26 protein-coding genes are annotated in these 23,266 nt (G+C 65.2%); 10 read left to right on the forward strand and 16 right to left on the reverse strand.

Features of this window, described 5'->3' with window-relative positions; translation table 11 throughout:
• The first annotated feature begins 240 nt into the window (after positions 1 to 240).
• On the forward strand, positions 241 to 732 hold the full coding sequence (locus BMG00_RS05570; protein ID WP_078573615.1) for a PaaI family thioesterase: 492 nt from the start codon (positions 241 to 243) through the stop codon (positions 730 to 732).
• Here BMG00_RS05570 and BMG00_RS05575 read toward each other — a convergent pair.
• Together BMG00_RS05575 and BMG00_RS05580 are read right to left on the reverse strand one after the other, a co-directional pair.
• Positions 634 to 1,839: a DUF2235 domain-containing protein gene (locus BMG00_RS05575; protein ID WP_078573616.1), complete on the reverse strand. Its 1,206-nt coding sequence runs from the start codon at positions 1,837 to 1,839 to the stop codon at positions 634 to 636. The genes BMG00_RS05570 and BMG00_RS05575 overlap by 99 nt on opposite strands.
• 108 nt (positions 1,840 to 1,947) lie before the next feature.
• Entirely contained in the window at positions 1,948 to 3,093 is a 1,146-nt protein-coding gene (locus BMG00_RS05580; protein ID WP_078573617.1) for a type III PLP-dependent enzyme, read from the reverse strand.
• Positions 3,094 to 3,319: 226 nt separating this feature from the next.
• Here BMG00_RS05580 and BMG00_RS05585 point away from each other — a divergent pair, with 226 nt between their 5' ends.
• Positions 3,320 to 3,751 carry an Lrp/AsnC family transcriptional regulator gene (locus tag BMG00_RS05585; protein ID WP_078525249.1) on the forward strand — a complete coding sequence of 144 codons (432 nt, stop codon included), beginning with the start codon at positions 3,320 to 3,322 and terminating at the stop codon, positions 3,749 to 3,751.
• Positions 3,752 to 3,811: 60 nt separating this feature from the next.
• Here BMG00_RS05585 and ftsY read toward each other — a convergent pair whose 3' ends face one another.
• Both ftsY and BMG00_RS05595 read right to left on the reverse strand, forming a co-directional pair.
• Complete coding sequence (ftsY, locus tag BMG00_RS05590; protein ID WP_078573618.1) at positions 3,812 to 5,005, reverse strand: signal recognition particle-docking protein FtsY; 1,194 nt, start codon at positions 5,003 to 5,005, stop codon at positions 3,812 to 3,814.
• A gap of 56 nt (positions 5,006 to 5,061) precedes the next feature.
• On the reverse strand, positions 5,062 to 5,697 hold the full coding sequence (locus BMG00_RS05595; RefSeq protein ID WP_078574252.1) for a lysoplasmalogenase family protein: 636 nt from the start codon (positions 5,695 to 5,697) through the stop codon (positions 5,062 to 5,064).
• A gap of 98 nt (positions 5,698 to 5,795) precedes the next feature.
• Here BMG00_RS05595 and BMG00_RS05600 point away from each other — a divergent pair, with 98 nt between their 5' ends.
• Positions 5,796 to 7,004, forward strand: coding sequence for an alkane 1-monooxygenase (locus BMG00_RS05600; RefSeq protein WP_078573619.1), 1,209 nt, complete (start codon positions 5,796 to 5,798; stop codon positions 7,002 to 7,004).
• A 59-nt stretch (positions 7,005 to 7,063) separates the two neighbouring features.
• A complete protein-coding gene (locus tag BMG00_RS05605) occupies positions 7,064 to 7,474 on the forward strand; it encodes a hypothetical protein (protein ID WP_078525255.1) in 411 nt (136 codons plus the stop codon).
• Between the two features lie 196 nt (positions 7,475 to 7,670).
• Here BMG00_RS05605 and rplT read toward each other — a convergent pair whose 3' ends face one another.
• The 4 genes from rplT to pyk all read right to left on the reverse strand — a co-directional run bounded on the left by rplT (position 7,671) and on the right by pyk (position 10,104).
• On the reverse strand, positions 7,671 to 8,036 hold the full coding sequence (rplT, locus tag BMG00_RS05610) for a 50S ribosomal protein L20 (protein ID WP_038077331.1): 366 nt from the start codon (positions 8,034 to 8,036) through the stop codon (positions 7,671 to 7,673).
• A gap of 18 nt (positions 8,037 to 8,054) precedes the next feature.
• Entirely contained in the window at positions 8,055 to 8,255 is a 201-nt protein-coding gene (gene rpmI, locus BMG00_RS05615) for a 50S ribosomal protein L35 (protein ID WP_078525257.1), read from the reverse strand.
• Positions 8,256 to 8,379: 124 nt separating this feature from the next.
• Positions 8,380 to 8,622 (reverse strand): hypothetical protein, encoded by a 243-nt coding sequence (locus tag BMG00_RS05620; protein WP_078525259.1) that lies wholly within the window; start codon positions 8,620 to 8,622, stop codon positions 8,380 to 8,382.
• Between the two features lie 36 nt (positions 8,623 to 8,658).
• Positions 8,659 to 10,104 carry a pyruvate kinase gene (gene pyk / locus BMG00_RS05625; protein WP_078525261.1) on the reverse strand — a complete coding sequence of 482 codons (1,446 nt, stop codon included), beginning with the start codon at positions 10,102 to 10,104 and terminating at the stop codon, positions 8,659 to 8,661.
• 136 nt (positions 10,105 to 10,240) lie between these two features.
• Here pyk and BMG00_RS05630 point away from each other — a divergent pair, with 136 nt between their 5' ends.
• From BMG00_RS05630 to BMG00_RS05640, 3 genes are all read left to right on the forward strand, one after another.
• Positions 10,241 to 10,987 carry an N-formylglutamate amidohydrolase gene (locus BMG00_RS05630; protein WP_078574253.1) on the forward strand — a complete coding sequence of 249 codons (747 nt, stop codon included), beginning with the start codon at positions 10,241 to 10,243 and terminating at the stop codon, positions 10,985 to 10,987.
• Positions 10,988 to 11,121: 134 nt separating this feature from the next.
• A complete protein-coding gene (locus tag BMG00_RS05635; RefSeq protein WP_078525266.1) occupies positions 11,122 to 12,051 on the forward strand; it encodes a calcium-binding protein in 930 nt (309 codons plus the stop codon).
• Positions 12,052 to 12,278: 227 nt separating this feature from the next.
• Entirely contained in the window at positions 12,279 to 12,962 is a 684-nt protein-coding gene (locus tag BMG00_RS05640) for a hypothetical protein (RefSeq protein WP_078573620.1), read from the forward strand.
• Between the two features lie 82 nt (positions 12,963 to 13,044).
• Here the strand turns inward: BMG00_RS05640 and BMG00_RS05645 are convergent, their stop codons facing one another.
• The 3 genes from BMG00_RS05645 to dgcN form a co-directional block, all read right to left on the reverse strand.
• Positions 13,045 to 13,905 carry a D-amino-acid transaminase gene (locus BMG00_RS05645; protein WP_078525271.1) on the reverse strand — a complete coding sequence of 287 codons (861 nt, stop codon included), beginning with the start codon at positions 13,903 to 13,905 and terminating at the stop codon, positions 13,045 to 13,047.
• 18 nt (positions 13,906 to 13,923) lie between these two features.
• Positions 13,924 to 14,886 (reverse strand): N-acetyl-D-Glu racemase DgcA, encoded by a 963-nt coding sequence (dgcA, locus tag BMG00_RS05650; RefSeq protein WP_078573621.1) that lies wholly within the window; start codon positions 14,884 to 14,886, stop codon positions 13,924 to 13,926.
• Between the two features lie 69 nt (positions 14,887 to 14,955).
• Positions 14,956 to 15,957, reverse strand: coding sequence for an N-acetyltransferase DgcN (gene dgcN / locus BMG00_RS05655; RefSeq protein WP_078527148.1), 1,002 nt, complete (start codon positions 15,955 to 15,957; stop codon positions 14,956 to 14,958).
• Between the two features lie 270 nt (positions 15,958 to 16,227).
• Here dgcN and BMG00_RS05660 point away from each other — a divergent pair, with 270 nt between their 5' ends.
• Positions 16,228 to 17,184 carry an L-malyl-CoA/beta-methylmalyl-CoA lyase gene (locus BMG00_RS05660; RefSeq protein WP_078525275.1) on the forward strand — a complete coding sequence of 319 codons (957 nt, stop codon included), beginning with the start codon at positions 16,228 to 16,230 and terminating at the stop codon, positions 17,182 to 17,184.
• Positions 17,185 to 17,332: 148 nt separating this feature from the next.
• Here BMG00_RS05660 and BMG00_RS05665 read toward each other — a convergent pair whose 3' ends face one another.
• Complete coding sequence (locus BMG00_RS05665) at positions 17,333 to 17,800, reverse strand: AraC family transcriptional regulator (protein ID WP_078525277.1); 468 nt, start codon at positions 17,798 to 17,800, stop codon at positions 17,333 to 17,335.
• A gap of 186 nt (positions 17,801 to 17,986) precedes the next feature.
• Between BMG00_RS05665 and BMG00_RS05670 the strand changes: the two genes are divergently transcribed.
• Entirely contained in the window at positions 17,987 to 18,946 is a 960-nt protein-coding gene (locus BMG00_RS05670) for an acetyl-CoA carboxylase carboxyltransferase subunit alpha (RefSeq protein WP_078525280.1), read from the forward strand.
• On the opposite strand, the gene BMG00_RS05675 is transcribed toward BMG00_RS05670, so the two are convergent.
• From BMG00_RS05675 to BMG00_RS05690, 4 genes are all read right to left on the reverse strand, one after another.
• A complete protein-coding gene (locus tag BMG00_RS05675; RefSeq protein ID WP_078574254.1) occupies positions 18,947 to 19,552 on the reverse strand; it encodes a pyridoxamine 5'-phosphate oxidase family protein in 606 nt (201 codons plus the stop codon).
• Positions 19,553 to 19,620: 68 nt separating this feature from the next.
• Entirely contained in the window at positions 19,621 to 20,391 is a 771-nt protein-coding gene (locus tag BMG00_RS05680; protein WP_078525282.1) for a lysophospholipid acyltransferase family protein, read from the reverse strand.
• Entirely contained in the window at positions 20,391 to 21,287 is an 897-nt protein-coding gene (locus BMG00_RS05685; RefSeq protein ID WP_078573622.1) for a cell division protein FtsX, read from the reverse strand. The genes BMG00_RS05680 and BMG00_RS05685 overlap by 1 nt, the downstream gene beginning before the upstream one ends.
• A complete protein-coding gene (locus BMG00_RS05690; protein WP_078525289.1) occupies positions 21,287 to 21,958 on the reverse strand; it encodes a cell division ATP-binding protein FtsE in 672 nt (223 codons plus the stop codon). The genes BMG00_RS05685 and BMG00_RS05690 overlap by 1 nt, the downstream gene beginning before the upstream one ends.
• A gap of 137 nt (positions 21,959 to 22,095) precedes the next feature.
• Here BMG00_RS05690 and BMG00_RS05695 point away from each other — a divergent pair, with 137 nt between their 5' ends.
• On the forward strand, positions 22,096 to 23,184 hold the full coding sequence (locus tag BMG00_RS05695; RefSeq protein WP_078573623.1) for a zinc-ribbon domain-containing protein: 1,089 nt from the start codon (positions 22,096 to 22,098) through the stop codon (positions 23,182 to 23,184).
• Positions 23,185 to 23,266: the final 82 nt, after the last annotated feature.

Consider the following 23,266-nt stretch of genomic DNA (forward strand, 5'->3'; position numbering starts at 1 on the left):
CCGGGATAAAGCCAAGAGTAATAATAGCTGCTCCAACAAGAGCTGCATTTCTTTGGGCATTGTAGAGAATACTCGTTTCCTCCTATGCGCTGGCCACCAACGCGCCAATTCGATATTCCGCATATCGGACGTTGGCGGCAACGCAGGATTTTTGCAAGGTGGGCTCGAAGCCGCCACTCGCCCCCCTTCCCTTTCCGCGCCGCCACGATAGCTTAAGGCCCGACACGGAAAGGACCCCACATGCCAGACCAATATTTCGCCGAAGGCCCGGAAGACTTCCTCCCGCTCGAGGAGGTGCTCTCGATGCCGGGGCTCGACTATATCCGCAAGATGGTCTCCGGCGAGGTGCCCTCGCCCACCGTGCAGAAGCTGATGGCCTACCGCATCACCCAAGCCGATGAGGGTCGCGTTACCTGCCGCGGCACGCCCGGCCATCCGCAGACCAACGGCTATGGCGGCATTCACGGCGGCTGGTATGCGATGATGCTCGACACGGTGATGACCTGCGCGGTGATCACCGGGCTCAAGAAGGGACAGACCCAGACCACGCTCGAATTCAAGGTCAACCTGATCCGCGCGATCAAGCCCGGGACCGAGGTGATCGGCCTGGGCCAGCTCGACCATATCGGGCGCTCAACCGGCGTCGCGCGGGGCGAGATCCGGGGCGCCGAGGACGGACGCCTCTACGCCACCGGCACCGCCACCTGCTTCATCATGACGCCCGAGCTCTGAGCCCTCCCCCGCCGGGGCCTGGGGCGGAACCCGGCGGATCTCGGGGCGCAGGATGCGCGGGCGGAACAGCGCGTGCGAGCGCTCGGGCAACGTGACGCTCTCATGCAGCCCCTCGCTCGGATCGCGCCCCACGACGCGCGGGGCGCGCAGCCAGAAGAACTTGGCCCAGCCGCCCCATGTCCCAACCGAGGGCGCCGTGGCGTCGCGCGCGAATTCCTGTGCCCATCCCGGCGGCAGAACGAGCCCCAACCCCTCGGCCCTCTCCAGCATCCAGACCAGAGGAATATTCGCCAGGGGCCGCGCATCGCCGAAATGGCCAAGCTGCCCGCCGATATCGCCATGCGCGCCGCGAAACCAGCGCTGCTCGATCCGGTCCGCCCCCGTCCCCTCGCTATCCCAGATCAGAGGCTCGAGAACCGATCGCGTCTCGTCGAGCGCCAGCGCCTGATACCCGTGATGCACGCTTTGCCCGAGGTGATGATCGTGAAAGCGCACCTGTGCCGCGCGCACCAGCCAGAAGAAGGGCAGACGTATCCCCAGCGCCTGTACCGTGTCGAAGGCGCCTACCATTTCGACCGGCACGCTCTCGTGACACAGGCTGCGCCGGAACCCCGCCATGATCGGGGCGGGCGCCTCGGTCTCGTAATGGCGCCAGGCCAACCGCGTGTTGCGCTCGATCGCATGCTCGGGCCGCAACAGCCCCACCCGTTCGATCATGCCCGCCAGCGAGCGTGCCGCGAAGGCGCCGCGCGAATAGCCGATCAGGAAGATCCGGTCGCCGGGGCGATAGCGCATCGCAAGCCAGCCATAGGCACGCTCGATCTGCTTGTTTACCCCGAAGCCGAACCAGACATCCGAGACGTCATGCCATTCGCGCCATTGCAGACCGCGCCCGTAATAGACCGATACTTTCGGGGCGGCGCGGCGCAGGAACCGATAGATCATCCCGATCGAGGTCAGCCGGTCCGGGCGCAGTGACCCCATCGTACCGTCGAGCAGGAGAACGTGATCGAGCGGCCCGCGCCCATGCGCCACCTGCCGCGCCTCGGCCCGCTCGGGACTGCGGCGACGGAAGGCCGAGATCAGACGCTCGAACAGCCCGCGCATCGATCGATCCCTTCGGATAAGCAGAACTTATGGATCCGAGTGTAGGATAAGTTTCGCTTATTTGCATCCACGCCCCGCGCAGCTTGGTTACAGCGCGCGGGGGACGGTTCAGAATGCGAGGCTGAGCGCCGTCACCACCTCAAGCTGGCCGAAGCCGTTGAAGCGGGTGTTGGTCGCGCTCGAATAGGCGCCCATGCCGCGGAAGACGAGGAAATCGCCCTCTTGCAGGTCCATCGGCAGGCCCAGCTCCCCCGGCAGCCGATCGACCGAGTCGCAGGTCGGCCCGAAAACGACGCGCGGCCGCGCGGCCTCCGAGCGAATCTCGCCCTCGGGCGAAATCGCCGCGACGCGGTCGATATTGCCGATGAGCGGTAGCTCGGCCAGACCGCCATAGACGCCGTCATTGAGGAACACATGCACGCCGTCGCGCAGCGCCTTGATCCGGGTGACATGCACGAAGGCATCGCCCACAAGACCTCGGCCCGGCTCGCAGACCAGCGCGGGACGCGCCGCACCGAAGGCCTCGCCGGTCACGCGCTCGATCAGAGCGAAGATCTCCTCGAGCACGGGCGCCGGCCCCTGCACGCGGTGGTTCGGGAAACCGCCCCCCACGTTGAGCCGCGCGATCTCGACCCCCGCGTTGCGCGCGATCTCGGCGGCGGCACGGATATAGGCATCCCAAGCCATCGGGTCGGTGCATTGCGTGCCCGGGTGGAAGGTCAGCGAAAGGATGAACCCCGCCGCCTGCGCGCGCGAGAGCAGCACCGACGCAAGCTCGGACGTCGCGCCGAACTTCGCCCCGAAATTGTAGGCAGCACCCGAAACCGGCAGCTTGAAGCGCACCGAGATCTCGCAACCTTCGGCGGGCACCATCTCGATCAGCTTGTCGAGTTCCGAGACCGAGTCGACCGACCAGGTCTTCACACCCTGCGCCACCGCGAAGGCGATCTCGTCGCGCCCGCGCACCGGGTTATGGTAATGCAGCGCCGCCGCAGGCGCGATCTTGCGGATCATCGCGATCTCGGCGGGCGAAGCCACGTCGAAGCCACGGATACCGGCGGCGACGAGGTTCTCGATCACCATCTCGTCGGGGTTCGACTTGACCGCATAGGTCACGAGACCCGGAAAGCCGCGCAGGAAACGGCGCGCCGTGGCTTGCAGCACGGTCGGCGCGAAGACCAGCACCGGATGATCCGGCTGCTTGGTACGGATGACTTCAACGGGGTTCGCCCAGATCGTTTTCGACAGTCCCACAGGCTTTCTCCTTCGCCGATGAGTGCAGCCACCTCTTGCCCCTTTCGCGGGTTGGGAGAGCGCTTACGCGTTTCAACCAGACCGCAGGCAAGGTACGTATGAGCCGCCCTTTTCCTGTCTTTCGATGCTCCGCGATATGGGGCACATTTTCACCAGACGAAAGTACAAAAATGATGCGAAATATCGTTATAATGACGAAATTGCCGGTCAAATTGTAAGGTAGAGCATGGACGAACTTGATCAGAAGATCCTCGGGCTTCTCTCGGGCGATGCAAGGATGTCGCTCGCGACCATGGCGCGACGGCTCCGGATCGCGCGCTCGACCGTTCAGGCGCGGCTCGAACGGCTGGAAACCGGCGGTGTGATCGCGGGATACACGGTGAAGCTTGGGGAGGCCGCCAAAGCCGGGCGGCTTCGGGCGACAGCCCTGCTCGAGATCGACCTGCGCGTTCAGCCTGCGATCTTGCAGAAACTGCGCAGCCTGCCCGAGATCGAGCGCATCATCACCACCTCGGGCCGTGTCGATCTGCTGCTCCAGATCGCGGCGAATTCGACGCAGCAGCTCGATGCCGTGCTCGACGTGATCGGCGAGATCCCCGGCGTGCAGAACTCGGAAAGCTTCATCCACCTCACCACGAAGCTCGACCGCGCGGTCTGAGCTAAAACACGCGGGAAGGGGAGCGCGTCAGCACGGGGGGACAGCGCCCCCGTACCCCGTTCAGCTCTCGAGACCGACGAGGGCCTGGGCGAATTCCGCGGGATCGAACGGCGCGAGATCGTCGATCTGCTCGCCCACGCCGATCGCATGGATGGGCAGGCCGAACTTGTCGGCAAGCGCCACCAGAACGCCGCCCTTCGCGGTGCCGTCGAGCTTGGTCATCACCAGACCCGACACATCCGAGATCTTGCGGAAGACCTCGACCTGGCTCAGCGCGTTCTGACCCGTCGTGGCATCCAGAACCAGCAGCGTGTTATGCGGCGCGCTCTCGTCGACCTTGCGGATCACGCGCACGATCTTGGCGAGCTCCTCCATCAGATCGGCGCGGTTCTGCAACCGGCCCGCGGTGTCGATCATCAGCAGATCCGCCCCTTCCGCCTCGGCCTTCTTCATCGCATCGAAGGCGAGCGAGGCTGGATCGGAGCCTTCCGGCGCGGTCAGCACCGGCACGCCTGCGCGGGAGCCCCAGACCTGGAGCTGTTCGACGGCGGCGGCGCGGAACGTGTCGCCTGCCGCGATCACCACCTTCTTGCCGGCGGCGCGGAATTGCGAGGCGAGCTTGCCGATCGTGGTGGTCTTGCCCGAGCCGTTCACGCCCACGACCAGCACCACCTGCGGTTTTTTCGGATAGAGCGGCAGCGGTTTGGCGACCGGCTCCATGATCCGCGCGATTTCCTGCGCCAGCAGGACCTTGATCTCGGTGACCGAGAGCTTGCGCCCCATCCGGCCTTCGGCAAGGTTCGCCGAGACCCGCAGCGCCGTATCGACCCCCATATCGGAAGCGATCAGCAGCTCTTCGAGGCTCTCCAACATCTCGTCATCGAGCACCCGGCGCGGCTCGGAGGGTTTCGCCTCGCCACCGAAGATGCGCCCGAAGAGACCCGGTTTCTTCGGGCCGGGATCGGGGCGTTCGGGGGCCGGCTCGATATCGAGCGGCGCCTTGGCGATCTGCGCGTTTTCCTCCTCGACCGGCTCGGTCACCGGCGCGGGGACATAGCCCGGCGCGGGTGGCGTCGGATCGGGGAGATTGATCGTCTCGGGAGCCGCGGGCGGCGCAGCTTCGGCTGGAGGAGCTTCCGGCGTCTCCACCTCATCCTCGGGCGCGGCATTTTCCGCCACGATATCCTCGAGCCCCTGCTCGAGCTTCGAGGAGGAGCGCGTCAGGCGGGATTTGAGCTTCTTGAAAAACGACATGGGACAAGCCTTTCCTTCCGCTTTCACCTAGTTCATCGCAGCCAAGGATGGAAGGCTTATCCCGCCGCCATCGACGCGCCCGCACCCCATCCGATCAGCGCCTGCCCGCCCCAATAGAGCACCCAGAGCGCGCGCGAGGCGAACAGCTTGGCGCGCGCGTCGCGCAGCACAAAGAGCTCGAGCGCCAAGATCATGTCGGAGGCGACGAAGGCGGCGCTGCCCGCGATCACCGGCCAGAGCCCGCCCGGCAGGCCCATGGCGGCGGCAGCCATCGCGACGATGATCCAGATATAGCCGCGCACCGGCCAGCACAGGCCACCCGTGCGCGGCAGCAGCCAGAACTCGGTTGAAAGCCCGAGCGCGATCAGCCCGATCGTCCAGCCCGAGGGCATCGCGCCCAGGTCGAGAAACGCCCAGAGATAGGCGAGATGGCCCGCGGCAAAGGCCGCCATACCGACGAGAAAGGCGCGCTGGCCGTCGCGAGAAAGTGCGAAATCGCCCACCGCTCCGAGTGCAAGCCCCGCGAGGATCGGCAGCGGCGCCCCGGCAAGCCCCGCCATCGGCACCAGCGCCACGACGGCCGCCGTCTTGCTCACGCTCTTGGCACGGCTTTGCGGGCCTCCGGCATGGCGCAAGAGGTAGATCAGTGCGAAAATGGCGGCGAGCGAGAGACAGATCAGAGGTGCAGGCATCATCCCCGCAACAGGCGCAGATTTTTCCACAGCCAGCAAGCCCCGCCACAAAAAGGTCGAAATCGCGAAGACAATACGAGGAAAGTTGCGAGACTGTCATGGCTATCGAACCGGACCTGAAGCAGACGCCGGAACACGAACAAGGTGCAAAGCGCTCCCGCCTGCCGGGGCCGCTTGCGACGCTGTTCGGACTGCGCCGCGAAATCCCCGAAGTCGACACCTTCGCGATCGTGACCTTCCTGCCGGTGCCGCTGCTGATCCTCGCGGGCATCTTCGGCGGAATCGCTGCCTGGGCGTCACTGATCTGGATCGGTTTGTGCCTCTTCATGCTCGACGAGATCATCGCCCGCCCCAGCCCCGACGCGCCCGAGGGCTCGGAATTTCCGGCCGCCGATGCGCTCTCGGTGGCGCTTGGCGGGGTGCATTTCCTGCTCCTCTTTCTCGGCGTCGCGGCCCTCTCGGGCTTCACGCGGCTCGAAGGATCAAGCTGGATCGCGGTGCTGCTCGCCTTCGGGCTCTTCTTCGGCCAGGTGTCGAATTCCAACGCGCATGAGTTGATCCACCGCTCCGACCGGCGGCTCTTCCTGCTCGGCAAGTGGATCTACATCTCGCTGCTCTACGGCCATCACAGCTCGGCGCATCGGCTGGTCCATCACCGGTTCGTCGCCACCCCCGACGATCCGAATTCCGCCCAGCTCGGCGAGGGGTACTGGGCCTTCCTGCCGCGCGCCTGGATCGGCAGCTTCGTCGCCGGATACGAGATGGAACGCGGCCGCGCCGCCCGTCTGCCCAAGCCCGACCCGAGCGCACCGCTGGGCCAGCGGGTGCGGGCACTGCTCGCCCGGATCGGCCCCTATCCTTCCTATGTGCTGGGCGGGCTGTGGTTCGTGATGCTCTTCGGCATTCTCTTCGGGGCCCGCGGCGCGCTCGCCTATCTGGCCCTTTGCGCCTATGCCCAGCTGCAGATCCTGCTTGCGGACTATGTCCAGCATTACGGGCTTGCCCGCGCACGGCGCGGGGATGGCAGCTACGAGCCCGTCGACACGCGCCATAGCTGGGACGCCCCCCATCCGGTGACCTCGCTGTGGATGCTCAACGCCCCGCGCCATTCCGATCACCATGCCCATCCGGGCCGGGAATACCCGGCGCTGCGGCTCGGCCAGCTCGATGCCCGGCAACGTCCGATCCTGCCCCGGTCCCTGCCCGCGATGGCGTCGCTCGCGCTGATCCCGCCGCTTTGGCGCCGGGTGATGGACAAGCGCGTCAAGGCTCTCGGACAGGGCAAGAGCGCGACCCTGCGTCTCTAGGCAAGGGCGGCCCGATCTGGCAGGCTGGCGCCAACCGTCACCGAGGAGCTCCCAGCCCCATGCGTCCGATCCCAGCCCTTGCCCTCGCGCTCCTGCTGCCCGTCACGGCCCTTGCGCAAGACGATCTCGGCCCGCCGCTCACCGCAGAGGAGTTCGACGCGCGCACGGTGGGGCGCACGATCACCTATTCCGCCTTCGGCAAGCCCTACGGGGTCGAGCAGTACAAGCCCGGCCACAAGGTGATCTGGGCCTTCACAGAAGATGAATGCAAGGAAGGCGACTGGTATCAGAGCGGGCAATATATCTGCTTCGATTACGGCGAAGAGGTGCCGCTGCAATGCTGGACCTTCTACGACAGTGCGCAGGGACTGGTGGCGAAATTCAGGGGAGACAGTACCGGCGAGCCTCTTGTCTCGCTCAGTGAAAGTCACGAACCGCTGAGTTGCCAGGGACCCGATGTCGGGGTCTGACCGACAACCTCGGCTCTCTTCTTCTTGATGAAAATATCTCGGGGGTGAATGGCGAAGCCAGAGGGGGCAGCGCCCCCTCTTTCACCAACGATTGTCGCCCTCCGGCGACGGCGGGCAGCGCCCCCTGCCCCGCCCGCCAAATGAAAAAGGCCGCCCCGATCGGAGCGGCCTTTCCCAAATCTTTTCGCCGGGGCGATTACGCAGCAGCGGCGGCTTTCGCCTGCTCGACGATCGCGCCGAAGGCTTCGGGCTCGTGCACGGCGAGATCGGCGAGAACCTTGCGGTCCACTTCGATCCCGGCCTTGCCCAGGCCGAAGATGAACTTCGAGTAGCTCAGATCCGCATCGACGGCGCGCACGGCGGCGTTGATACGCTGGATCCAGAGGGCGCGGAAATTGCGCTTGCGGGCCTTGCGGTCGCGGGTGGCGTACTGGTTCGCCTTGTCGACAGCCTGGGTCGCGGTGCGGAAGTTGCGCGAGCGGGCGGCGTAGTAGCCTTTCGCCTTCTTGAGCACTTTCTTGTGCGAGGCGTGGGTGACCTTACCGGATTTGACGCGTGCCATTGTTCAAGTCTCCCGAAATCAGCGGTTATACGGCATGTATTTCTTGACGATCTTCGCGTCCGCTTCGCTCAGCACCATGGTGCCGGCGGTTTCGCGGATGAATTTCGTCGAACGTTTGATCATGCCGTGACGTTTGCCGGCCGGACCCACCTTGACCTTGCCGGTCGCGGTGAACTTGAACCGCTTCTTGGCAGCGGATTTCGTCTTCATCTTGGGCATTTACAGCTCCTTTGCAGGGTGTGAAAGCGCGACTCGGCATGCCACATTGGCCGGCCGCGCGGGTTAGAGCGCGCCTGATAGACGGGCGCGGCAGGTTTGGCAAGGGGGAAAACCCCGTTCCGGCCTAGTAATTCAACACCCGCGCGATCGTCGCGGCGACCGCATCGGGGATCGTCCTGAGCCTGTAGCCGCCGGGCTTCGAAACCAAAGCCAGCACCACGAGCCCCAGCGCAAGCACCATCGCCACCGAGGCCACGCGCGGCGGGCGCTCATCGGAGAAGGCTGAGAAAGCTGCGGGGATCGCGAAGATCGCGATCCCAAGACCGATCGTGAGGATCAGATCGCTCTCGCTGGCGGCGAACCCCATCGCACGCTCCCACAAGCCGTATTCCCTAAAGGAAGCTTACTCGGGGTCGGTGCGGTAGATCAATCGCTCGTCACAGGGCGCCACGCGCAGGATGTTCGTCGTGCCCTGCACGTTGAACGGCACGCCCGCGGTCACCACGATCTGCTGCGTCTCGTCGGCAAAGCCGAAATCGCGCGCCGCGCGGGCCGCGTTGACCACCGCCTGCTTGAAGCGTTCGAGCTCGCCGCAACGGACCGCATGCACGCCCCAGTTCAGCGAGACCCGGCGCAGCGTGGCGTCGATCGGCGAGAGCGCGATGATCGGCACGCGCGGACGCTCGCGCGCGATCAGCGCGACGGTCTTACCCGACTGGGTATAGGCGCAGATCGCCGCGATATCGGTCGTCTCCGCGATTTCGCGCGCGGCGGCCACGATCCCGTCGGCCACGGTCTGGCGCGCGGCCGAACGCGAAGCCTCGATGATCTCGCGATAGGTCGGATCCTTCTCGACCGAGACGGCGACATTGTTCATCGTCTCGACCGCTTCGACCGGGTAATTGCCGGCCGCGGATTCCGCGCTCAGCATCACCGCGTCGGCGCCCTCGTAGATCGCGGTCGCCACGTCGGAGACCTCGGCGCGGGTCGGCATCGGGCTCTCGATCATGCTCTCGAGCATCTGCGTGGCCACGATCACCGGCTTGGCGGCGGCACGGGACTTGCGGATCAGCTGCTTCTGGATCGGCGGCACCGCCTGCACCGGAAGTTCGACGCCCAGATCGCCGCGCGCCACCATCACGCCGTCGGAGACCGCGAGGATCTCGTCGAAGCTGCGCACGGCCGAGGGCTTCTCGATCTTCGAGAGCACCGCCGCACGCCCCTTGGCGAGCGTCTTGGCCTCTTCGACATCCTCGGGACGCTGCACGAAGCTCAGCGCGAGCCAGTCCACGCCGATCTGGCAGGCGAATTCCAGATCCTTGCGGTCCTTCTCCGAGAGCGCCGCCAGCGGCAGCAGCACATCGGGGACGTTGACGCCCTTGCGATCCGAGATCGTGCCGCCGACCGTCACCGTGCAATCGGCGAAATCGGGGCCGCAATCCTTGACCTGAAGGCGGATCTTGCCGTCATTGACCAGAAGCTCCGACCCCTTCTCGAGGGCGGCGAAGATCTCTGGGTGCGGCAGGCGCACGCGGTGATTGGTGCCCGGTTCGTCCACCAGATCGAAGCGGAAATTGTCTCCCTCTTCGAGATCGGCGCCATGGGCGGTGAAGGTGCCCACGCGCAGCTTCGGGCCCTGAAGATCGGCGAGGATCGCGATCGGGCGGCCATATTCGGCCTCGAGCTGGCGGATGATGGCGTGACGGGCGCGATGCTCGTCATGGGTGCCGTGGCTCATATTGAGGCGGAACACGTCGGCCCCGGCCACGAACAGGGCCTTGATGCTGTCATAGTCCGAAGAAGAGGGGCCCAGCGTGGCCACGATCTTCACGTTGCGAAGGCGTCTCATGCGTCCTCGTTTTCCGTTCAAAAAGTTGTCATGTCGTGGGCCAATTAAGCGTATGGCGCAATTTGTCGCGGGCCGCAACTGGCGCCTGCCATTCTTTGTCGTTATCCCCGCGTTATCGACAAAGCGTGAAGAGAAAATGACGCAGAAGGCAGCATATACGATTAGCGGAGAGGCGCGGCCGGCACGCTGGCTCGTGACCTGCGACCATGCGCGCAACACGGTGCCCGACTGGGTGAACGGGGGCGATCTGGGGATCTCGCCCGAGGATATGGCGCGCCATATCGCCTATGACGTGGGCGCGCTGGGGCTATCGGAAGCGCTGGCCGAGCGGCTCGATGCGCCGATGATCGCCACGGATTTCTCGCGGCTGGTGATCGACCCGAACCGGGGCGAGGATGACCCGACGCTTGTGATGAAGCTCTATGACGGCACCATCATTCCCGCGAACCGCCATGCCGACGCCGCCGAGGTGGAAAAGCGCCTCGACCGGCTCCACCGCCCCTATCACGCGGCCTATGAAAAGCTCGCCGCCCGGCGCGACGATACCGTGATCTGCGCCATCCACTCCTACACGCCTCAGCTGCGCGGCCGGCAGCCCCGCCCCTGGCAGGTCGCCATCCTGCACGCGCCCGCCGACCCGCGTCTCGCCCGTGAGATGATCGCGGCGCTGGAAGCCGAGGGCGATCTGTGCGTGGGCGACAACCAGCCCTATCTGGGCCATCTGGAGGGCGACTCGATCGACCGCCATGCGCTCGCCAAGGGCCGCCCGAACGTACTGATCGAGGTCCGCAACGACCTGATTTCGACCGAAGAAGGCCAGCGCGAATGGGCGGAACGACTCGCCCCGATCCTGATGCGGGTCCTCGCGGAAAGCGGCATCTGATTGCGAACAATGCTGCATCTCGCAGCACATTGTCGCGCAAGGAAAAACGTGAAGGCACATTCCTGCCATAATCGTTGACGCGCTCGTGAAAGCGCGTGATATCGAATCGTTAATTTTTCCTCTGGGGGTCAGGGATGTTTGCGATTCTTCTTCTTTCTTTTCTGCCGCTTGCTTTGGTCGCGGTTGCTTTCAACGACGATGATTCCGATCACGACAACAATGACGCTGTCCGCGACGAAACCGATCACGAAACCGGCGATGGCGAAGAGATCCAGGTCGACGCGTCCGATCAGGTGACGACGGGCACCAATGGCGACGACACGATCCGCGGCACCGACGGCACCGATTCCGTCTACGGGCTCGCGGGCGAAGACGACATCTATCTCGGTGATGGCGACGATATGGGAACGATCTCGCTCGAGGCCGAAGATGCCATGTGGGAGGCCACCACAGCCGGGGATTTCATCGAAGCCTACGAGAACTCGGGCTTCTTCGGAGCGGTCGGCGGCACGGGCAACGATTACATCGACGGCGGTCACGGCAATGACGCGATCACCGGCAGCCAGGGCGACGATACCCTGCGCGGCAACCTCGGGGCCGATACGCTGGTCGATTTCGAGGGCTCGAACGAGCTTTTTGGCGGCTATGGCGACGACTCGCTGATCGCCACCGATTACGATCACGCGCCGGACCTGCTCGATGGCGGGGCCAATGACGATTACCTCTATGGCAATGACGGCGACACGATGACCGGCGGCAGCGGCTCGGACTTCTTCAGCATCTGGTGGACCGGCGGCGAGGACCCCGTCTCGATCACCGATTTCGGCGATCTCGGCCCGAACCCGGCCCCGGGCTCGCTGGGCGAATTCCTCTCGATCGAGGTGGACGATCTCGCCGACGTCTCCAATTTCCAGGTCAGCCCGAGCGGTTCGGGCGCCGAGGTTTCGCTCAACGGTCAGACCGTGGCCCAGATCGAGGATGTCGATTATGCGGCCCTCAAGGCGGCGGGCGCGATCTATGCCGAAGATACCTACGGCAACGCGATGCTGCCCGCCTACGCCTGACCCGGCTCGGGGCCGAATCAAACCCGAAAAGGCCACGCCCGACGTGGCCTTTTTCATGGCAGCCCGAGAGGGCCCCACTCTCCCTTTCAGCCTTTTCGCATCAATGCCCCGCCTCTTCCGCGAATGGTTAACCGAGGCTGAACAATGGCGTCGATTCCGCGCCACAAACCGTTTGCCCTGCCCACGCCGCATGCGGAGACTCGAAGGCAGGATAGGGGTTAACGATTATGCTTGGACTTTTCATTGCCGTGACAATGGCGCTCTGCCTGCTGAGCTGGGCCGAGCAAATCCCGAATGGGGCGGGGTTGGCCAATGCCGGGGCGCGCGATGGAGGCGACAAGGCGACAAAGCCCGTCGCCACCGACACGCATCGGGGCAAATGGGCGCTGCCGCGTCTCAAACTGCGCCTGCCCAGGCTGCGACGAAAATCCGCGCCTGCACCGTACCACCAGACCACCGAGATTGCACCGGTGGCGCCGCTCGAAGAGGCGCGCGCGCTGACACCGCACGAGGCCGCGAGCGAGGCCCGTGACGCCGCGATCCTCTCGCGCATTTCGGAAATGCTCGCAGCCCCCGATCACATGCCCGGGCCGCAGCACGAAGAACCTGCCGCGCCCGCCCTCCAATCCGCGCCCGGATCCACCGCCGAACTCTCGCCTGAGACCAAGACCGCGGCACCCGCCGCGCGCAGCTTCCCGGAACTGCCGGTGGTCGAAGGCTTCGAGCCGGGAGACATCATCCTGCTTGAGCTGATCGGCCCCGCGCCGCGTCGCGAGGATATCCGTTTCCGGCCCTGCGCGAATGGCGCGCTGGTCGAGATCGAGGGCGAGCCCGCCCTGATCATCGCCAGCACCGCACCCGAGGCGCTCGACCCCGGCATCTTGCAGTTCCGCGCTCACGCGGCGGCCTGAGAACCTGCCGCCCGTGTGAGAGGAAAACGCCCCGGCTGGGCTGGCCGGGGCGTTTTTCTTTTTACCGAAAGATCACAGGCGATCAGATCGCGGCCTTCAGGCTCTCTTCGAGATAGATCTCGCGCAGGCGCGCCGCCACCGGGCCGACCTTGCCATCGCCGATCGCCGCGCCGTCGACTTCGACCACCGGCATCACGAAAGCCGAGGCCGAGGTGTAGAACGCTTCATCGGCGTTCTGCGCTTCCTCGATGGTGAAAGGACGCTCTTCGATCTCCATCTGGCTTTCGGCCGCGAATTTCAGCAGCGACGCGCGGGTGATCCCGTGCAGGATGTCATGGCTCAGATGGCGCGTGATGATCTTCCCGCCCTTCACGATATAGACGTTGTTCGACGAGCCTTCCGTCACGAACCCGTCCTCGACGAACCAGGCATCGTTCTTGCCCGCTTTCTCGGCCGCCATCTTCGCCATCGACGGATAGAGCAGCTGCACCGTCTTGATGTCGCGGCGATGCCAGCGCAGGTCGGGCAGCGAGATCACCTTGATCCCCACCTTCGCCTTCGGATCGTCGGCCAGGTTCTCCTTGGCCTGCGTGTAAAGCACCACCGTCGGCGGCGTGCCCTCGGGCGGATAGTGGAAATCGCGATCGCCCGCATTGCCGCGCGAGACCTGAAGGTAAACCATCCCCTCGTCGATATTGTTGCGCTTGATCAGTTCGCGGTGAATCTCGATCCACTCGTCGCGGGTCAGATCGCAGGTCATCTCCAGCTCGGACAGCGACCGGTCGAGCCGGTTCATGTGACCTTCGAATTCGAGGATCTTGCCGCCGAGAACGCTCGTCACCTCATAAACCGCATCGCCCATCACGAAGCCGCGGTCGAAGATCGAGATCTTCGCCTCCTCTTCGGGCAGGTATTCCCCGTTCAGATAGACAATCCGGCTCATCTCGATCTCCTTGAATTCTCAGCCCCAGAGCGCGGGCTCGGGCGGCGAAACCTCACTGCCGTCATAACGCAGCGGCACGTCGCGGTCTTCTGCCAGAAGAAGCGGGCCGTCAAGATCAACATAGTCCGCCCCTTGCGCCACCAGCATGGCGGGCGCCATGGCAAGGCTCGAGCCGACCATGCAGCCGACCATCACGCCGAACCCTTCCGAGTGCGCGATCGCGCGCAACCGCAGCGCCTCGGTCAGCCCGCCGGTCTTGTCGAGCTTGATATTGATGACGTCATATTTGCCGCGCAGGTCCAGCAGGCCCTCGCTCGTATGGCAGCTCTCGTCGGCACAGATCGGCACCAGCCGCTCGATCCCCGCCAGCGCTTCGTCGGCGGCTGCGGGCAAGGGCTGTTCGACCAAAGCGACGCCGAGATGTTTCAACTCGGCCTGGATATCGAGGAAGGTCTCGATCTCCCAGCCCTCATTGGCATCCACGATGATGCGCGATTTCGGCGCACCCTCGCGCACCGCACGCAACCGGGGCAGATCCTCGGGCGTGCCGAGCTTGATCTTCAACAAAGGCCGCGCGGCCTGCTTCGCCGCCGCCGCGCGCATATTCTCGGGCGTATCGAGCGACAGCGTATAGGCCGTGGTCAGCGAACCGGGCTTCGCGATCCCGGCCAGTTCCCAGACCGGAACGCCCTTCGACTTGGCCTCCCAATCCCAGAGCGCACAGTCAAGCGCGTTGCGCGCCGCCCCCGCGGGCAGCGCCTCTTGCAACTCGGCGCGCGTGATATCGACGGGCACGCTCTCGATCTGGTCGGTGACGCTGTCGAGGCTCTCGCCATAGCGCGCGTAGGGCACGCATTCGCCCCAGCCCTTCATCCCGTCGCGTTCCACCGAAACCGTGACGACCTTCGCCTCGGTCCGCGATCCGCGCGAGATGGTGAAGACCTGCGCGAGCTTGAACGTGTCGTGCTGCACCCGGATCATCGGCGCCCCCTTCCTCTTGGCTCAAATATCCCCGCCGGAGGCATCCGACGGGGCTCGACAGTGAGACAATCAGATCGCGGCGAGCGCGTCCACCAGCTTGCCCGCGCCAAAGCGGAACGGGTCGGTCGCGGGCAGGCCCATCTCGGCCTCGACTTTCGCCAGATAGGCCCTGGCCTCGTCCTCGCCCATCTTCTGGGTGTTGACCGAGATCCCCACCACCTGACAGTCGGGGTTTGCCACTTTCGCCAGCGCCAGCGCCATGTCGCGCAGCGCCTCGAGCGAGGGCAGCTGATAGCCCGGAAGCCCGCGCATGTGGGCGCGCGTCGGTTCGTGCGAAAGGATCAGCGCGTCGGGTTGCCCGCCATGGATCAGCGCCATCGTCACGCCGGAATAAGAGACGTGGAACAGGCTCCCCTGCCCCTCGATCAGATCCCAGTGATCGGCATCGTTGTCGGGCGTCAGGTATTCGATCGAGCCGGCCATGAAATCCGCGATCACCGCATCGAGCGGCACGCCGTCGCCGGTGATCAGGATGCCGGTCTGGCCGGTGGCGCGGAACGTCGCCTTCATGCCGCGATCGCGCATCTCGCGTTCGAGACACAGCGCGGTATACATCTTGCCGACCGAGCAATCCGTACCCACGGCGAGGCAACGCTTGCCTTTGCGCTTCTCACCATTGGCGATCGGGTATTTCACCGCCGGGATGCGTACGTCATGCAGCTGACGCCCGCAGGCCTCGGCCACCGCCACCAGATCGGGCTCGTCGCGCAGCAGGTTGTGCAGGCCCGAGGCCAGGTCGAGCCCCTCTTCGAGCGCCTCGACCAGCACCTTCTTCCAGGCCTGGCTGATCACGCCGCCGCGGTTCGCAACGCCGATCACCAGCGTCTTGCAGCCCGCCGCGATCGCTTCTTTGATGTCGAGATCGGGAATGCCCATATCCGCCTGGCACCCCTCCATGCGGAATTGCCCGACGGCAAATTCGGGCCGCCAGTCCTTGATCCCCTGCGCCACTTTAGCGGCCAGCGGGTCGGGGGCATCGCCCAGAAACAGCAGATAGGGGGTGTCGATCAGCGCCATTATGAGCTCCCTGTTTTCTCGTTGAAGAAGATACTAGGGCGGGTCAGGAAAATTTCTTGGGGATTTCCGTGCGTTTTCTCGCTCTTTCCGGGAGATTCTTCACAACATAGCCATAGCAGCCGAAGATTTGTGCCACGCAGGCAAAACCAATGCTGCAATGCGGCTCACGATTCTGCGCCCGCAAAATCGCCTTGCATGAGCGCACGCAACAATATACCCAATCTGCAACCAAAAACGTAACTTCATTGCGAAAGGCCCGCGCCGATGAGCTTCCGTCTGCAACCGACCGCCCCCGCCCGTCCGAACCGCTGCCAACTCTTCGGCCCCGGCTCGAACACCAAGCTCTTCCCGAAAATGGCGGCCTCCGCGGCCGACGTGATCAACCTCGACCTCGAGGATTCGGTCGCACCGAACGACAAGGCCCAGGCCCGCCGCAACATCATTGCCGCCAGCCACGAGATCGACTGGAACACCAAATATCTCTCTGTCCGCATCAACGGGCTCGACACCCCCTACTGGTATCGCGACGTGGTCGAACTGCTCGAGGAAGGCTCCGAGCGCATCGACCAGATCATGATCCCGAAAGTCGGCTGCGCGGCCGATGTCTATGCCGTGGACGCGCTCGTGACCGCGATCGAGGCCGCCAAGGGCCGCACCAAGAAAATCTCGCTCGAGGTGATCATCGAGAGCGCCGCGGGCATCGCCCATGTCGAAGAGATCGCCGCCGCCTCGCCGCGCCTGCAGGCGATGAGCCTCGGCGCGGCCGATTTTGCAGCCTCCATGGGCATGCAGACGACCGGTATCGGCGGGACTCAGGAAAACTACTACATGCTGCGGGACGGCGCGAAATACTGGTCGGACCCCTGGCACTGGGCACAAGCCGCGATCGTCGCCGCCTGCCGCACCCATGGCATCCTGCCGGTCGACGGCCCGTTCGGCGATTTCTCCGACGATGACGGCTTCCGCGCGCAGGCGCTGCGCTCGGCCACGCTCGGCATGGTCGGCAAGTGGGCAATCCACCCAAAACAAATTGCCCTTGCAAACGAAGTCTTTACGCCTTCTGATGAGGCCGTGACCGAGGCCCGCGAGATTCTCGCCGCGATGGAAGAGGCCAAGGCACGTGGTGAAGGTGCGACCGTGTACAAGGGTCGTCTTGTCGATATCGCTTCGATCAAACAGGCCGAGGTGATTGTCAGACAGGCCGAAATGATTAAAGATTAAGCCCCGCGCGAACGAATCGCGGCAAGATTTGAGATCCCGGAGTGGTTGGGAGGGGAGGCCCGACCGCATGAGGGAAGAGGAACGCCCCGGCCCATGGCTGGGGCGTCTCCGTTCAGCCCTCTTGACGCGAACGTAAGCGGCCCGCAGCTCACCCCTTCAGGGCAAGCCGGACTTCGGTGATAAGATCTTCCGGTTTCGTGTCGGACGGGTCGTTGAGATAGGCCTCGAAGGCAGGCAAATCGCGGTGCCGCTCGCCAGAGGCCGGGAACCACTCTTCCGACAGCCACCGATAGGCCTCGGGCAATTGCGCGTAGGGCCCCTTCACCGTCATCACCGCGTATTTCCCCGCCGGATAACGGATCTCCTCGAGAGGCGGCACCATCGCGAAACCCTCGCTCACGATGAAACAGGCATGCGAGCGCAGCTTCTCGGGCGCGACCTCGCGTGGATTGTCATGGCCGATCATCGCCGCGCCCTCGACCTCCACCCAGGAGGGCTCCGGGATCAGCCCGGCCAACTCCTGAAAGATCGGGCCGATCGTCGGATAGGGTCCGCAATGTGGCAATCCGGCCAGACGCACCGCCGGCAGATGTTTCAGTTCGATATCAAAAGCCATCTTCGCCCCCTCATGTCAGCGCGCGCGTATCCTCAGGCACAAAGCATATCACCCCCGGCGACCTTCGCATATGCGGCATGACCCCGCCCCCCGGCCCGAGCCCCGGACCAAGCCCCGGACCGAGCCCCGTTGCATTTCCCCCCCGACCACGACATACAGGCCCGAGTTTCGGATGCGGAGTGATCCATGACCTATCTTGAATTCGAAAAGCCCCTGGCGGAAATCGAAGGCAAGGCCGAAGAGCTGCGCGCGCTCGCCCGGCAGAACGAGGAGATGGATGTCGAGAAAGAGGCTGCGGCCCTCGACAAAAAGGCCGAGGGCATGTTGCGCGACCTCTACAAGGACCTCTCGCCCTGGCGCAAATGCCAGGTCGCGCGCCACCCCGACCGTCCGCATTGCAAGGATTACATCGACCAGCTCTTCACCGAGTTCACGCCGCTCGCGGGCGATCGCAACTTCGCCGACGACCACGCGGTGATGGGCGGCCTCGCACGTCTGGGCGACAAGCCGGTGATGGTGATCGGCCATGAGAAGGGCCACGACACCGCCTCGCGCATCGAGCGCAATTTCGGCATGGCCCGTCCCGAGGGCTACCGCAAGGCGATCCGCCTGATGGACATGGCCGCTCGCTTCGGCCTGCCGGTCGTGGCGCTGATCGACACCCCCGGCGCCTATCCCGGCAAAGGCGCGGAAGAGCGCGGCCAGTCCGAGGCCATCGCCCGCTCGACCGAGAAATGCCTGCAGATCGGCGTGCCGCTCGTGTCGGTGATCATCGGCGAGGGTGGCTCCGGCGGCGCCGTGGCCTTCGCCACCGGTGACCGGGTCGCGATGCTCGAACATTCCGTCTATTCGGTGATCTCGCCTGAAGGCTGCGCCTCGATCCTGTGGAAGGATGCCGAGAAGATGCGCGAAGCCGCCGAGGCGCTGCGCCTGACCGCGCAGGACCTCAAGAAGCTCGGCGTGATCGACCGCATCATCAAGGAACCGATGGGCGGCGCGCAGCGCGACAAACAGGCCGCGATCGCCTCGGTGGGCTCGGAAATCTCGCTGATGCTGGCCGAGCTCGAAGGCAAGAAGCCCGCCGAACTGATCAAGGCGCGGCGCAAGAAATTCCTCGACATGGGGTCGAAGGGCCTCTCGGCCTGATCACCACATCGTCCTGGCGGCGCGCCCCGGCCAGTCCCGGTCATAGCCCGCGCCGTCGAAATCGCCTTCGCTGATCTCGCGCAGCATGTCGCCCACCGTGGGCAACCCTCCCGAGAGATCCCCCTCACGCCAGAGCCCCGCGCGCATCACCGCGCGGGCGCATTGCGAATAGACCTCCGCAATCGCGATCTCGACCACCGTGCGCGGCTGCTTCCCCTGCCGTTCGAAACGCGCCACCATCTCGGGATCGGCGGTGATCCGCGCCCGCCCGTTCACCCGGATCACCGTGTTCGACCCGGCAATCATGAACATCAGCGAGACCCGCGGATCCCGAAGGATATTGCGCAGGCTGTCGATCCGCTCATTGCCGCGCCAGTCGGGCAGCAACAGCGTTCCCTCGTCCTCGACGTGCACCACCGGACCGTCATCGCCGCGCGGGCTGCCATCGGTGCCCTCGGGCCCGACCGTCGAGAGCACGCAAAACCGCGAGCGTTCGATCCAGGCCCGATAGGCAGGGGTCAGGCGCGGCGTGACCTTGATCGCCGCCGCCTCCCCCGGCGTGCCGTAAATCGCCTCGAGATCCTCGATCCGGTCGAGATAGCGCATCGCCATCTCCTTCCTCTTGGCTCAAATATCCCCGCCGGAGGCTCCCGCCCGCGTCACCTTGCGGGCCCTTAGCCGATCTTGAACCCGGCCTCTGCCATCAGCGCATCCGATTGCGGCTCGACCACCGCCTCGATCGCCTTGAGCATCGCCGCGGCATTGCCGTCCGGCTCGATCGGCGGCAGGAACTCGGTCACCGCGACCCCGGACAGGATCGGCCAGCCCCGCTTCGACCAGAAGAGACCGGCATTGGTCGCGACGGGCACCACCGGCAGCCCCGTGGCCTCGGCGATCACGCCCGCCCCCTGCTTGTAGCGGCGGCGCTCTCCGGGCGGCACACGGGTGCCCTCGGGATAGATGATGAGCTGACCGAGGCCATGCGTCGCCCGCGCCTCCTCGACCGCTTCGAGCATCACCTTCATCGCCTCAGATCCTTTCGAACGGTCGATCGGGATGCAGCCCGCCTTATGCGCGAACCAGCCCATGATCGGCACGCGCAGCAGGACCTTCTTCATCACGAAGGCCCGGCGCGGCAGGTGATTGGCGAGGATCAGGATGTCGAAGAAGCTCTGATGTTTCGCGGCCACGATGCAGTCGCCCGTGGGCGGGGTGCCGCGCAGCTCGTAGCGCAGCCCCAGATAGATCCGCGCCATGTCGAGCAGATGCTGCGTCCAGACGCTCGCCGTGCGATGGACCCCCTCGCGCCCGCGCGGCAGCACCTGGAACAGCAGCCCCCAGGCGCCGATCAGCACCGTCGCCAGCGCGATATGGACATAGTAGAGCGCCGTCATCACATAGGTCACCGGCGTTGCCTTCCCGGGAAGGCGCGATTTGTCGGCCATCAGCGAATTCTCCTCAGCATCCGCAGCGCGGCGAAACGCGTTGCGGCAAAAGCCACGATCGCGGCGATCGGCGGAATGATCAATGGCCAGAGCCAGCTGAGCCCCGAAAAGCCCAAGCCTGTCAGGAAGCCGCCCGCCGCCTCCGCCGAAGGCAGAAGCGCAATCGCCACCATCCCCAGCACCGTGCCCGCCACCGCGCCAATGAGCCCGCGCGTCGTAAAACGGCGCACGAAGGCGCGCGCGATGAAGGCGTCTTTCGCGCCCACGAGCCGCAGCGTCGCGATCACCTGCCCGTTCGCCGCGAGTGCCGCCTGCGCGGCCAGCGTGATCATCCCCGCCATCGCCCCGAAGATCAGCAGAAGCGACATCAGGCCAAGCATCCTGAGCCGCTCGGCCGCGGCCACCAGCGGGCGGCGCCAGCGCGTGTGGTCGTCGAAGATCGCACCGGGCGCCTCGGCTTGGAGCCGCAGCCGCAGCCCCTCGGCATCGACGCCTTCAGCGGTTTCGGTCACCGCGATCAGCTTGGGCAGCGGCAGCGCATCGACCGGCAGGTCGGGGCCGAACCAGGGCTTTAGAAGCCCCTTCATTTCCGCGTCGTCCAGCACCCGTGAACTCTCTATCCCCGGGGTCGTCTTGAGCACCTCCTGCACGGCGGCGACCTGCGCCTCCATCTGCTCGGGCGGGGCCGAGATCCGGATCGTGGCCGAGCGCGCAAGGCTGTCGGCCCAGCGATCGGCCAACCGCCCCGTCGCAAGCGATAACGCCAGTGCAAAGACCGCAAGGAAAGCCATCGCCGCCGCCGTGACCAGCGTCAGACGCGCGGTAAAGCCGGTCGGCGGCACGACCCGGTCGGGCCCGGTCGTCTCGGCACTCAGGATCGCGAAGGTCGCGCGCATCACAGATCCGCCCCCGCCGCTTGCAGATGGCGGTTCGCGATGCGCAGCACACGCGCGGAGACCTGCGCCTTGGTCTGGCGGATCAGGTTCAGGTCATGGGTCGCGATCACCACCGTCTTGCCCATCCGGTTCAGCTCCACCAGCAGCGACAGCAGCCGCAACGACATCTCCCAGTCGAGATTGCCCGTCGGCTCGTCGGCGAGAATCACGTCAGGCGACATGATCACCGCCCGGGCCAGCGCCGCGCGTTGTCGCTCGCCGCCCGAAAGCTGCGGCGGGCGCGCATTCGCCTGATGCTTGAGCCCGACCCAGCTGAGCAATTCGCGCAGCTGATCCATGTCGGGCGCGCGGTTCGACACCGTCAGTGGTAGCGCCACGTTTTCCTCGACCGACAGGTGATCGAGGAACTGGCAATCCTGATGAACGACCCCGATACGCTGACGCAGGCCCGCGATCTCGTCACGGCTCATCGCGCGCACGTCCTTGCCAAAGAGCGACAGATGCCCCGCCGAGGGCAGCAATTCCGCATAGCACAGCTTGAGAAAAGTCGTCTTGCCTGCGCCCGAAGGGCCAGTCAGAAAATGGAACGACCCGGGTGCGAGATGCAGGTTCATGTCGCTCAAGAGCTCTGCCCCGCTATAACTCATAGCCACATTTTGCAGCTCGATCACTGCCAGCCCCTTTATTTGGTGCGTTTCAAGCGAGTTTTCCGCCCGTTTTTCTTGGACATTCGCCCAGCGCTTGCTACAACATAAGACAACTGTTGGCCAGAACAGCAAACGACCAACAAGGGCAGGGGTGGGACAGAATGCGGTTGGTTTGCCCCAATTGCGGAGCGCAATACGAAGTCGATGACGCGGTCATTCCCGAAGGTGGGCGCGATGTGCAATGCTCGAATTGCGGCCACGGCTGGTTTCAGCCGAGCAAATCGATGCTGGAGGCCGATGCCGATCCGGTAAGCCCCGATCCGATTCCCGACGAATGGGACGTCGAACCCGCGCCTTTCGCCGCAGCGCCCGCCCCGGAATCCGAGCCCGAAGTCACGCCCGAACCGGAACCAATCGCAACGGCGCCTGAGCCTGAGCCTGAGCCTGAGCCTGAGCCTGAGCCTGAGCCTGAGCCTGAGCCTGAAGAGGATGAGGCTGCCTCCGCCATCTCGGCAATGATGGGCACTCAGCCCGCGCCGGTGCTCGAGGTGCCGCCGGAACCCGAGGACAGTTACGAAGACGACGCACTCACCCCGGCCCCGCAACCCGGCGTCACCCCGCGCAAGGCGCTCGACGACGGCTTGCTGTCGATCCTGCGCGAAGAGGCCGAGCGCGAAGCGGCCCATCGCCGCGCCGAGGGCGTGAGCGAGCTCGAGACCCAGGAAGAGATGAACCTCGAAGAGGGCGAAAGCTCTGCCGATGCCGAACAGGCCGCCGCAGCCGCCGCAGCCCAGCTCGCACAGGCCCGCAAGTCGCGCTTCGATTTCAGCGACCTGAGCGAGGAGACCGAGGAAGACCGCGTCGCCGACCTCCTTGCCGAGGAAGAGGAAGATCTCCGCGCCGCGCGTGGCCGCGAGCGCCTGCCCGATATCGACGAGATCAACTCGACCCTGACCGCCACCTCCGATCGCGAGGGCGACAGCGTGGCTGAGTTCTCGCCCGAGATGGCCAAGCGCCGTCGCAGCGGGTTCAGCGCGGGTTTTCTCTTCGTGATGGCGATCGCGCTGCTTCTCGCCGCGCTCTACATCTTCGCACCGACGATCGTGTCGCGCGTCCCCGCGCTCAAGACCCCGCTTCAGGCCTATGTCGTGAACGTGGACGAGGGGCGGATCTGGCTCGACCAGCAGCTGCGCGGGGCGATCCTTCGGCTCCAGCCCGATAACGGCAGCGAGGCCCCGATAACCGAATAAGCGTGCCGCGGGCTGTCCCGGGGCGCGCCGACCTCGTGTCGGGCCGCGCATAAGTTCCGCTTATCTGCCTCTCAAATGAATA

It is taken from the genome of Thioclava marina, assembly GCF_002020135.1.
Taxonomy (GTDB): Bacteria; Pseudomonadota; Alphaproteobacteria; order Rhodobacterales; family Rhodobacteraceae; genus Thioclava; species Thioclava marina.

What these genes read in the sequence shown, in the direction of transcription:
- BMG00_RS05600 (WP_078573619.1), top strand. Translation starts at nt 5,796, where the DNA reads ATGGCTATCGAACCGGACCTGAAGCAGACGCCGGAACACGAACAAGGT.
- ftsY (WP_078573618.1), bottom strand. Translation starts at nt 5,005, where the DNA reads ATGTCGTTTTTCAAGAAGCTCAAATCCCGCCTGACGCGCTCCTCCTCG.
- BMG00_RS05605 (WP_078525255.1), top strand. Translation starts at nt 7,064, where the DNA reads ATGCGTCCGATCCCAGCCCTTGCCCTCGCGCTCCTGCTGCCCGTCACG.
- pyk (WP_078525261.1), bottom strand. Translation starts at nt 10,104, where the DNA reads ATGAGACGCCTTCGCAACGTGAAGATCGTGGCCACGCTGGGCCCCTCT.
- dgcA (WP_078573621.1), bottom strand. Translation starts at nt 14,886, where the DNA reads ATGATCCGGGTGCAGCACGACACGTTCAAGCTCGCGCAGGTCTTCACC.
- BMG00_RS05695 (WP_078573623.1), top strand. Translation starts at nt 22,096, where the DNA reads ATGCGGTTGGTTTGCCCCAATTGCGGAGCGCAATACGAAGTCGATGAC.
- BMG00_RS05570 (WP_078573615.1), top strand. Translation starts at nt 241, where the DNA reads ATGCCAGACCAATATTTCGCCGAAGGCCCGGAAGACTTCCTCCCGCTC.
- BMG00_RS05640 (WP_078573620.1), top strand. Translation starts at nt 12,279, where the DNA reads ATGCTTGGACTTTTCATTGCCGTGACAATGGCGCTCTGCCTGCTGAGC.
- BMG00_RS05575 (WP_078573616.1), bottom strand. Translation starts at nt 1,839, where the DNA reads ATGCGCGGGCTGTTCGAGCGTCTGATCTCGGCCTTCCGTCGCCGCAGT.
- rpmI (WP_078525257.1), bottom strand. Translation starts at nt 8,255, where the DNA reads ATGCCCAAGATGAAGACGAAATCCGCTGCCAAGAAGCGGTTCAAGTTC.
- BMG00_RS05635 (WP_078525266.1), top strand. Translation starts at nt 11,122, where the DNA reads ATGTTTGCGATTCTTCTTCTTTCTTTTCTGCCGCTTGCTTTGGTCGCG.
- BMG00_RS05685 (WP_078573622.1), bottom strand. Translation starts at nt 21,287, where the DNA reads ATGCGCGCGACCTTCGCGATCCTGAGTGCCGAGACGACCGGGCCCGAC.
- BMG00_RS05675 (WP_078574254.1), bottom strand. Translation starts at nt 19,552, where the DNA reads ATGCGCTATCTCGACCGGATCGAGGATCTCGAGGCGATTTACGGCACG.
- BMG00_RS05595 (WP_078574252.1), bottom strand. Translation starts at nt 5,697, where the DNA reads ATGCCTGCACCTCTGATCTGTCTCTCGCTCGCCGCCATTTTCGCACTG.
- BMG00_RS05620 (WP_078525259.1), bottom strand. Translation starts at nt 8,622, where the DNA reads ATGGGGTTCGCCGCCAGCGAGAGCGATCTGATCCTCACGATCGGTCTT.
- BMG00_RS05660 (WP_078525275.1), top strand. Translation starts at nt 16,228, where the DNA reads ATGAGCTTCCGTCTGCAACCGACCGCCCCCGCCCGTCCGAACCGCTGC.
- BMG00_RS05585 (WP_078525249.1), top strand. Translation starts at nt 3,320, where the DNA reads ATGGACGAACTTGATCAGAAGATCCTCGGGCTTCTCTCGGGCGATGCA.
- BMG00_RS05630 (WP_078574253.1), top strand. Translation starts at nt 10,241, where the DNA reads ATGACGCAGAAGGCAGCATATACGATTAGCGGAGAGGCGCGGCCGGCA.
- BMG00_RS05645 (WP_078525271.1), bottom strand. Translation starts at nt 13,905, where the DNA reads ATGAGCCGGATTGTCTATCTGAACGGGGAATACCTGCCCGAAGAGGAG.
- BMG00_RS05670 (WP_078525280.1), top strand. Translation starts at nt 17,987, where the DNA reads ATGACCTATCTTGAATTCGAAAAGCCCCTGGCGGAAATCGAAGGCAAG.
- BMG00_RS05680 (WP_078525282.1), bottom strand. Translation starts at nt 20,391, where the DNA reads ATGGCCGACAAATCGCGCCTTCCCGGGAAGGCAACGCCGGTGACCTAT.
- rplT (WP_038077331.1), bottom strand. Translation starts at nt 8,036, where the DNA reads ATGGCACGCGTCAAATCCGGTAAGGTCACCCACGCCTCGCACAAGAAA.
- BMG00_RS05665 (WP_078525277.1), bottom strand. Translation starts at nt 17,800, where the DNA reads ATGGCTTTTGATATCGAACTGAAACATCTGCCGGCGGTGCGTCTGGCC.